Source organism: Photobacterium minamisatsumaniensis (genome assembly GCF_050336695.1).
In the GTDB taxonomy this organism is placed as follows: domain Bacteria; phylum Pseudomonadota; class Gammaproteobacteria; order Enterobacterales; family Vibrionaceae; genus Photobacterium; species Photobacterium minamisatsumaniensis.
Genome location: NZ_JAKJSI010000078.1, coordinates 1 through 9,442, shown reverse-complemented (window position 1 = coordinate 9,442; position 9,442 = coordinate 1). Strand labels below are relative to the sequence as shown.

The window sequence follows — 9,442 nt, the reverse complement described above, 5'->3', positions numbered from 1 at the left end:
AACTACATATGTTGATTTTTATAGTTTGATAAACCAGTAGCACTTAAAAATGAATGGTTAAAGGTTTAAATAAAACAACTATGCAAGTTAATTGTCATTTGGTGATATTGAAAGTTTTAATAATGTGAAATTAGTTCCATACAATAAGGGATTAGGAATGAGTGAAATATCTGATGCGAAATTAGAAGAGTATAGATCTAGAGGTTATAGCGATGATCTATTGCCGAAACAAAAGTCTGATAAAACATGGGGGAAGTTAAATTATTTCACCCTTTGGCAGGGCTCTGTACATAACGTGCCAAATTATGTTGCCGTTGGAGGGTTCTTTGTTCTTGGTTTAAGTACCGTTAGTATCATGGCTGCAATTATTATTAGTAGTTTAATTATTGCTGGCGCAATGGTATTAAATGGGGCTGCTGGCTCCAAATATGGCGTTCCTTTCTCTATGATACTTCGTGCATCATATGGTGTACGTGGCGCATTATTACCAGGCGTGTTAAGAGGTGGTGTTGCGGCAATTATGTGGTTTGGGCTGCAGAACTATGCAGGCTCAATCGCTTTGCTTATCATCATTGGCAAAATTTGGCCTGCGTTTCTGGCTATTGGTGGTGATGCACAATTCTTAGGTATTAGCATGCCTGGTTTAATTGCTTTTTTATTGTTTTGGGCAATAAATATGGTCATCGGACTTGGAGGCGGTAAGATACTGAATAAGTTCACTGCCATACTTAATCCTTGTATTTACCTCGTGTTTGGTGGAATGGCTATTTGGGCAATTTCACTTGCTGGGTTTGAGAATATCATTAACTATGTGCCATCAAAAATTCAAGATGGTGGTGGGACAGCTTTCCAGTTTTTTGTGGTAATAAATGCCATTGTTGCTGTTTGGGCGGCGCCAGCAGTGAGTGCTTCTGACTTTACCCAAAATGCAAAAAGCTTTAGTGCACAAGCAAAAGGTCAAACGGCTGGATTAATCATTGCTTATTTATTGTTTGCGATTTCAAGTGTGTGTGTATTAGCCGGTGCGAGTATTCATTACGGGACTGATACATGGAATGTACTTGATATTATCGATAAGTGGGATGGTATATTTGTTTCAATATTTGCTGGTTTAGTTATCTTGATGACAACAATATCAACCAATGCAACAGGTAATATCATTCCAGCGGGTTATCAAATCGCCGCAGTATTTCCAAAACTGAGCTACCGTCAAGGTGTTATGATTGCTGGCTTTATCAGTGTGATTATATGTCCATGGAAGTTGATGGAAAATCAAGACAGTATTTTTATGTTTTTGAATATTATTGGCGGTATATTAGGGCCTGTTATCGGTGTTATGTTGGCTCACTATTTTATTACCATGCGTCGTAATATTGATCTTGATACGCTTTATACTAAACAGGGTGATTATAAATATTATAAAAATGGTTTTAATGCGCTTGCATTCGGCGTTACTATTATTTCTGTGATTTTCTCCACAGGTGGTGAATTTATTCCTGCCTTATCAATATTCTCAAAAGTGTCATGGTTTACTGGTGTAGCACTTTCGTTTACTTTGTACTCGCTCGGTTCAATGTGGGGCAAAGAAAAACACTCTGAGCTGCATACTCACACCCAATAATTTAAATTTATTCATGAATATTTACTGTTAATTTATTATTCAAATAACTGGAGCAAAAAAATGTCCTACGATCTTATAATTAAAAACGGTACTGTTATTTTAGAAAAAGAAGCCCTAATTACAGACGTTGCGGTAAAAGGTGGTGTGATTGCCGCCATTGGTCAGGGTTTGTTTGGTGCAGATAAAGAAATTGATGCGAAAGGGTTAATTGTATCGCCTGGCATGGTGGATGCACATGTTCATATTACCGATCCTGGTGGCCCTCGCAGTGATTGGGAAGGTTATGAAACCGGAACACGCGCAGCTGCGAAAGGTGGCACAACAACATGTATTGAGATGCCGCTTAACCAAATGCCAGCTACAATCGACCGCGATACACTGCATGTGAAATATGAAGCGGGCAAGGGCAAGTTAAGTGTTGATGTTGCATCACTTGGCGGCCTTGTTCCCCATAATATCGACCGCCTGCATGAGCTGGCTGAAGAAGGTGTGGTGGGTTATAAGTGTTTCCTATCAACATGCGGCTCACCAGATCCTGAATCAGGTGACTTCTGTAATGTTAATGATTATTCACTGTACATGGGCATGAAAGAGCTGGCTCGCCTAGGTAAAATACTCTGTATTCATGCAGAGAATGCTTTAATTTGTGATGAGCTAGGTAAAGATGCGGTTCGTGCGGGTAAAGATTCAGCAAAAGATTATGTCGCGACACGCCCAGTATTTACTGAAGTTGAAGCGGTGCGTCGTGCAATATTTTTAGCAAAAGAGACAGGTTGTCAGCTTCACCTATGTCATTTAAGCAGCCCTGAAGCTGTTGAAGAGGTGACGAAGGCGCGTCAATCGGGACAAAAAGTGACATGTGAATCTTGTGGTCACTATTTTGCCATTGATGAAGATGAGTTCGAAGTTATTGGCGCTAGAGCTAAATGTTCGCCACCAATTCGAGATAAAGATAACCAGAACCGTTTATGGGACAAACTGCTTGGTGGTGAGATTGATTTTATAACATCTGATCACTCGCCTTGTACTGCCGACCTAAAAGAAGGCGGTATCTTTAAAGCGTGGGGCGGTATCTCAGCGCTACAAAACAGCGTCGATATTATGTTCGATGAGGCGGTTCAAAAGCGTGGTATGGAATTGGTTGAGTTTGCGAAAGTGATGGCATCAAACCCTGCCGATTTGTTTGGCCTAGAAACGAAAGGGCGTATTTCAGTGGGTAAAGACGCAGACTTTGTTCTCATCAAGCCTAATTCGTCGTATGTATTAACGTCGGAAGATCTGGAGTATCGCAATAAGTTCAGTGCTTATGAAGGCCGTGATATCGGTGCACAGGTAGAAACAACCGTTTTACGTGGTCAGGTTATTTACAAGCTGGGTGAAGGTGTTTCGAACCCTCACCAAGGTGAGTTTCTTACTGTATAAGTAAGTTACTGGCTTAAAAAGGTAAATTGAAAAGCGGGCGAAAGTCCGCTTTTTGTTGTGGCTATAATATTGATGAGTGATGAAACGGTATTTTCCTAAATACGTGTTGAAGCAGATACCTCTGCATGATTAGGCTCTTAGTTAGTATTATGCGTGACATTTTTCGAATGCCCATTACACTAGCTCGCCCTAATATCAGAGTTCAACCAAGGTAGCGTAGCATGATGCACGACCGTGCCAGCCAAATGGTTATTTTCCATACCTTAGCCAAAGCCGGTAGCTTTACCGCCGCCGCGTCTCAATTAGGTGTATCTACATCTCATGTCAGCAAGCAGCTTGGTTCGCTTGAAGCTGAACTTAATGTCAAACTGGTTCAGCGTACAACACGTAAGCTAACCCTTACAGAGGCCGGAGTTCGCTTTTCAGGTTATTGCGAGCAGGTGTGTAATGCTGTTTCTGATGCCAGCGATATGATGGATGATGAACGTGACGAGGTTGCAGGTTTATTACGACTAGGGCTCTCACAGTCATTCGGAACTCTGCACATTATTCCTGCTATCGAAACATTGCGTCAACAATACCCAGAGCTTCAAGTTGAAGTGAGTTTGTTTGATCACAAAGCCGACATGTTAAAAGATGGGCTAGATTTGTGGATCACCAATTATGAACATTTACCAGAAGGGTATGTGGCACAGCGGTTAGCCGATTCACATTTTATTTTGGCCGCATCGCCAGACTATCTCATCGACAAGCCTATTCCTTATCATCCAAATGATTTGATGGATCACAATTGCCTCACCTATCAAAGTCGTCAGCGTGATTATAGCCAATGGGCGTTTACCAAAGGTAACGAGTCATTGTGCATTAAAGTCTCCGGTAATTACCGCGTTGATTTGGCGGAAGCAGTGCGTGACGCCACTATTTCAGGGTGGGGTATTGCGTACTTAGCGAGTTATCTATTAACCGATGAGTTTCATGATGGCAAACTTATCCAGTTATTACCTGATTGGACGGCGAGCCAAAAGATGCCCATTTATGCGGTATATCCAAGCCGAAAGCATCTTCCTCGTAAAATAAGTGCTGTGGTTGAATTCTTCCGTGCGCATATTGGTGAGCAGCCATACTGGGATAAATCATTGATGAAATGGGTCACTTTTTAGCTACAATAAACAGTCTCGAAACTGTGAATCAGATCAAACTTACGCCATGATAGCGCGGGCTTTTTAATCAATGGCTTTATTCAATTATACGCAATGGCATAAATATCTTTTCCATATGGCAATAATCGAAGCCTTGCTGTGAAAAAAATATTRATAATCATATAGTTATTTTGTTCTTGCTGAGGTCCGTTGCTTTGCCGTTACACCTTGGCAGCATCATGCACTTGCACGCAAACCTTTGCTCTCTACAATGCGCCGCATTATTCACGAGAGCACAGGTTTTATCTCATGACATCACTTCTTGGTATTGTTGCCATCTTGTTGTTTGCTTACTTACTATCAACTGACAGACGCAATATTCCTTTCAGAACCGTTTCATTGGCCTTTGGTCTTCAAATAGTATTTGCCCTGCTAGTGCTATATATACCAGCAGGTAAAGAAGTGTTGAACGCTGTTACCGCAGGTGTTTCTAGTGTGATTGATTATGGACAAGAAGGCATTGCTTTCCTGTTTGGAGGCTTGGCAACGGGCAGTGTAGGTTTTGTTTTCGCTATTAATGTTCTTGGGATCATTATCTTTTTCTCAGCGTTAATTTCAGCGCTTTACCATATTGGTTTGATGCCAAAAGTGATTAACTTCATTGGTGGTGGTCTACAGCGTTTCTTAGGAACAGGGCGTGCAGAATCACTATCTGCAACGGCTAATATTTTTGTTGGAATGGTAGAAGCCCCGCTTGTGGTTAAGCCTTACCTAAAGAACATGAGCGATTCACAGTTTTTTGCTGTCATGACCTGTGGCTTGGCTTCTGTTGCTGGTGGTACATTGGTGGGTTATGCCTCGCTAGGGGTGGATCTTAATTTCTTAATAGCTGCTGCTTTCATGTCTGCTCCCGCAGGCTTGTTAATGGCGAAAATGATGGTTCCACCGAGTGACAGCGTCACTGATGCCGATGAGATCACGTCTGTTGAACTCCCTCGCGCAACAAACGTGGTGGAAGCACTCGCTGACGGTGCCATGTCTGGTGTACGTATTGCCGTCGCAGTAGGTGCAACGTTATTAGCCTTTATCAGTGTTATAGCTTTGCTTAATGGTTTGCTTGGCCAGATTGGTGACTTTGTTGGCATTAAGCTGAGTTTTGAGCTGATCCTTGGCTATGTGTTTGCACCAGTAGCATTCTTGCTGGGTATACCTTGGAATGAGGCGGTACTTGCAGGCTCGTTGCTCGGTAATAAAATTATTGTGAATGAGTTTGTTGCCTTCATTCAACTAATGGAAATTAAAGATCAGCTAAGTGATCACTCTATTGCGATCGTGACATTTGCACTGTGTGGTTTCGCAAATATTTCGACCATGGCGATTTTGATTGGTGGTTTAGGTAGTTTGGTACCAGAGCGTCGTACATTTATCTCTAAAATGGGCTTCCGTGCAATTACTGCTGGTGTGCTCGCAAACTTGATGAGTGCTGCAATTGCAGGTGTGATTTTGTCGCTGTAATTAACGCATTGGTATAAAGAAAGGGGCCCATTGGGCCCCTTTTTCTGTTTTGAACTTGTTTCGATTATGAATCAAAAGCCGTTACTGCATACGCCCTCTAATCAGTAAAAGAATGAAGTATGTGCCACCGATAACTGATACCAACGTACCTGCGGCAATCTGGCTTGGATAGACAATGACTTGGCCTAGCCAGTCAGCAAAGACCATCAAGCTCGCACCAACTAAAGCAGCAACGATGATTTGTTCTTTTACTGCTTTTGCACCCATCATGACAGCCATATGTGGTGCTAGTAGGCCGATAAAGGCCACTGGTCCCATCGTGGTAGTGACCAAGGCACATAGTAGGGCAACACAGCACAAAAGCAGGGTAAAAGCCCAAGATACATTCAATCCGCGAGCAGCCGCAAATTGGCGACCTGCTGAAATCAAGGTTAGCCAGCGTGAAGTAGCAATTGCAAAACCGATTAATACTGCAACACCCAAAAATAGGGTTAATGCTCCTGTAGGTGTCACGCGATAAGTTGAGCCTGCTAGCCAGCCTAAGATGGTATAAACGTCGTCGGTGCCGCGCGAAAGGGCAAATTGTACCAGTGCTTCAATTAAGGCTGTTAACGCAATACCGGTAAGGATCAGCATTGAAGGGGCAAACTGATGGCGACGTCCAAAGAACAAGATCAAACTAAGTACCACCATTGAGCCAGCAAAGGCGACAATAGGGCCGCTTTCGAAAATCGTGGTGCCGAAAAATACACTACTTGCCACCAAAGTGAACGTTGCCCCTGCCGAAATACCAAGAATATCTGGGCTTGCTAATGGGTTATAAATCAAGCGTTGTAGAATTGTACCGGCAACGGCTAAACCAGCGCCTGCGGCTAATGCTGTCATAAGTCGAGGCCAACGGATCTCCCAGCTGAACGAAGTTGGTAGTGCAACTTGCCACCCAAGCTCTGTGATAGACAGCAAGAGGGTAATGGTTGATAAGCCGATTATTATCAAGCTTAATGCAGAGTATGCCCATGTAGGTAAAGCATCGCGACTTGGTGGCAGTTTGATTGATAGTTGATCCTGCGCTTTCATCTTGCGGCGAGTAAACCAGATCAGCGCTGGTGCGCCAATGGCGGCGGCCGCTGTGCCACTTGGGATCATGTCATTTGATAGTTGGCTTAATCCAATTGCAAGACCATCGGTTAAGAGCAGCATTAAAGCGCCTAGTAGCATGCTATAAAGCAGTTCATCTTTAGGAGTACGAGCACCAAATGATCGGGCAAGATTTGGTGCAAGTAACCCAATAAAGCTAATTACCCCAACGGTGGTGATAGATGAAGCAACAAGCCATAGCCCGCAAGCGATCAATACCAGAAATGCCGGAATAACATTCAGTCCTCGTGCTGCCGCACCTTGCTGTCCTAAACGCATGACGGCAAGAATACGTGGTGCTGCAAATAAAATCACGAGGCTTACTGAAAGTCGAGGCAGCAACCAAAGCACTTGATCCCAGCCGTTTTGGGTAAGATCACCAGCTCCCCATATAAATAGGTTTTTCGCGTATTGGTCATTAAGCAGAATAATCGCGGTAGCTACTGCGCCTAGCAATATGTTGACGGCCATACCTGATAGAACAATAGGCAAACCACTGAGGTTTTTTATCCCCGCAATAAGGATCACTAACCCCATGGTGAGCATGGCACCACACATAGCGGCAAGCGCACTGTAATCTGCAATGAGTTCGGGGAACCATACATTCACAATTACCAATGCAAGCCATGCACCAGACGATGTACCTAAGGTTAGCGGTGACATCATTGGGTTCTGGGTAAGTTGTTGCATCAAGCTACCGACGAGGCCAAGCATTGAACCAATCATTAAGGCAATGACTAAGCGTGGAAGTTGTGAGTAGCTGAACATGAACTCGGCAAAGCTTTCGGCAAAACGACTGCCATTAAGCTGGCCGTATAACAGGCTCATTTGCTCAGAAAGAGCTAATTCAGCACCAATTTGTAAGGTGCTGACACCTGCTATAAACAGCAGAAAAAATGTTGTTGTGTATCTGATCATTATTCTGGTGCGATCTCAAGTAAGCTGGCTGTTAATGCTTCGGCAATGTACAAGATCGACATTGCGCCACCGTAGCTCCAGGTTGCATTAACACTGTTTACTCGATGTTGGCGAACGAATGGCATTGCCTGCCACATAACTGATTTTTTTAGCTGCTCTTCTTGAGCAAACGGTAGGAAATAAAGCACGGTGCCGTTACCGACTTGCTGTAGATCTGTAATGCGCTTTTGGCTAACTCCCCATTGGTTGCTGGGTTGTGGCATAGCTGCATCGATGCCCAATTTAGCGAGTGCAAAACGAGACATGGCGTTTTCACCATACAGATAAACCGAGGTCGTGCTAGCAAAACGCAGTGTTGCAACTTTTGGTAGCTTACCGTTATACGCTGTTTCTAATTGCTGTTTAAGCTCTGAAAAACGTTGTTCTATGTGCGCTAGGCGTGCATCAGCTTCTGCTTCTTTATCAACGAGCTTGGCAATATGACGGAAGTTTTCAATTGCAGCTTCAGCATTGTTATGATCGCCACTGTAGGTTTGATAGAACATGACTGGGGCGATGCGTTCTAGCTGTGGTAGTAAATCAAGCTGCGGTGAAGCAATCATGATTAAATCTGGTTTTAGGCTCGCAATCTTCTCGTAGTTGGGCTCTACGCGCGTACCAATGTCTTCAATATCATCAGGTAATGCTGGCTTCACCACCCATTCGGTGTAACCAGCCATATCTGGCATCGCAATGGGGGTTACACCAAGCTCGAGTAGCTGCTCGGTTATATCCCAGTTGAGTGCCACTATACGTTGTGGGTGCTGATCTAATTGGTGTACCCCACGGCTATCGGTTACCTCAACCTTTTTTATTGTCGAGGAACTTGAGGCATATACATAAGATACATTGGCTGCTGAAAGAGTGATCACCGCAATGGCTAGATACCGAGAGAGGCTGCGAGAAATAGATGATAGTTTTGACTTAGCAGTTAACATACAACAGCCACTTTATTGGGTTGGTTAGGGTGATCGATTAATTGAATGTCGGCACCGTATAGTTCACTTAATGCTGGCTCATTCAATAGCACTTCTTGTGGGCCAGTGAAGGCAATTTTGCCTTTATTCAGGGCGATAATATTGGTGGCGTAACGCAGTGCAAGGTTTAAGTCATGCAAAATTACGATTACACCTTTGCCTGTGGTCTTATTGAGTTCGCTCAATAACTCCATGAGTTGGTATTGATGCCCAACGTCGAGGGCTGAAGTCGGCTCATCAAGGATTAAGACTGGCGATTCCTGCGCTAGTAACATCGAGACCCAAGCGCGTTGCCGTTCACCACCAGAGAGTTGGTCAGCAAGGCTATCGGCGTACTTTGCGGTGTCGGTTTTCAGCATCGCTTGGTTAATAATACTGTTGTCTTGTTTATTCCAACGACCGAACGTACCACGCCATGGGAATCGACCTAAGCGGACTAGCTCTTTTACTGTTAGGCCAGCTACATCAGGTAATTTCTGCGGAAGAAAGGCAATTTTTTGTGCGAGTGTTTTTGCACTCAATGACGGCAGTTGCTCACCGTTAAGTGAAATGGTACCGCTATCTGGAGGCATTTGCCCAGCCAGAATGTTTACCATGGTCGATTTACCAGAGCCGTTATGACCCAATACGACGGTGAAGGCATTGGTATCAATTGTGAGTCGATCAATTGAGAG

At 43.8% G+C, this 9,442-nt stretch carries 7 protein-coding genes; 4 read left to right on the top strand and 3 right to left on the bottom strand.

Going from position 1 to position 9,442, the window contains the following annotated elements:
* Nucleotides 1–157: 157 nt before the first annotated feature.
* From L4D78_RS27700 to L4D78_RS27685, 4 genes are all read left to right on the top strand, one after another.
* Nucleotides 158–1,621: an allantoin transporter gene (locus L4D78_RS27700; protein WP_428469904.1), complete on the top strand. Its 1,464-nt coding sequence runs from the start codon at nucleotides 158–160 to the stop codon at nucleotides 1,619–1,621.
* Between the two features lie 60 nt (nucleotides 1,622–1,681).
* Nucleotides 1,682–3,043 carry an allantoinase AllB gene (gene allB, locus L4D78_RS27695; protein WP_428469903.1) on the top strand — a complete coding sequence of 454 codons (1,362 nt, stop codon included), beginning with the start codon at nucleotides 1,682–1,684 and terminating at the stop codon, nucleotides 3,041–3,043.
* A 221-nt stretch (nucleotides 3,044–3,264) separates the two neighbouring features.
* Complete coding sequence (locus tag L4D78_RS27690; RefSeq protein ID WP_428469902.1) at nucleotides 3,265–4,203, top strand: LysR family transcriptional regulator; 939 nt, start codon at nucleotides 3,265–3,267, stop codon at nucleotides 4,201–4,203.
* Nucleotides 4,204–4,491: 288 nt separating this feature from the next.
* A complete protein-coding gene (locus L4D78_RS27685; protein ID WP_428469901.1) occupies nucleotides 4,492–5,697 on the top strand; it encodes a NupC/NupG family nucleoside CNT transporter in 1,206 nt (401 codons plus the stop codon).
* A gap of 81 nt (nucleotides 5,698–5,778) precedes the next feature.
* On the opposite strand, the gene fhuB is transcribed toward L4D78_RS27685, so the two are convergent.
* The 3 genes from fhuB to L4D78_RS27670 all read right to left on the bottom strand — a co-directional run.
* On the bottom strand, nucleotides 5,779–7,752 hold the full coding sequence (fhuB, locus tag L4D78_RS27680; RefSeq protein ID WP_428469900.1) for a Fe(3+)-hydroxamate ABC transporter permease FhuB: 1,974 nt from the start codon (nucleotides 7,750–7,752) through the stop codon (nucleotides 5,779–5,781).
* Nucleotides 7,752–8,729 (bottom strand): ABC transporter substrate-binding protein, encoded by a 978-nt coding sequence (locus tag L4D78_RS27675; RefSeq protein WP_428469899.1) that lies wholly within the window; start codon nucleotides 8,727–8,729, stop codon nucleotides 7,752–7,754. Before L4D78_RS27675 ends, fhuB begins: the two co-directional genes overlap by 1 nt.
* On the bottom strand, nucleotides 8,723–9,442 hold a 720-nt coding region (locus tag L4D78_RS27670), incomplete at its 5' end, for an ABC transporter ATP-binding protein (protein WP_428469898.1). The genes L4D78_RS27675 and L4D78_RS27670, both read right to left, overlap by 7 nt.

Coding starts and splice junctions, on each gene's coding strand:
- L4D78_RS27690 (WP_428469902.1), top strand. CDS start 3,265: ATGATGCACGACCGTGCCAGCCAAATGGTTATTTTCCATACCTTAGCC.
- L4D78_RS27685 (WP_428469901.1), top strand. CDS start 4,492: ATGACATCACTTCTTGGTATTGTTGCCATCTTGTTGTTTGCTTACTTA.
- fhuB (WP_428469900.1), bottom strand. CDS start 7,752: ATGATCAGATACACAACAACATTTTTTCTGCTGTTTATAGCAGGTGTC.
- allB (WP_428469903.1), top strand. CDS start 1,682: ATGTCCTACGATCTTATAATTAAAAACGGTACTGTTATTTTAGAAAAA.
- L4D78_RS27675 (WP_428469899.1), bottom strand. CDS start 8,729: ATGTTAACTGCTAAGTCAAAACTATCATCTATTTCTCGCAGCCTCTCT.
- L4D78_RS27700 (WP_428469904.1), top strand. CDS start 158: ATGAGTGAAATATCTGATGCGAAATTAGAAGAGTATAGATCTAGAGGT.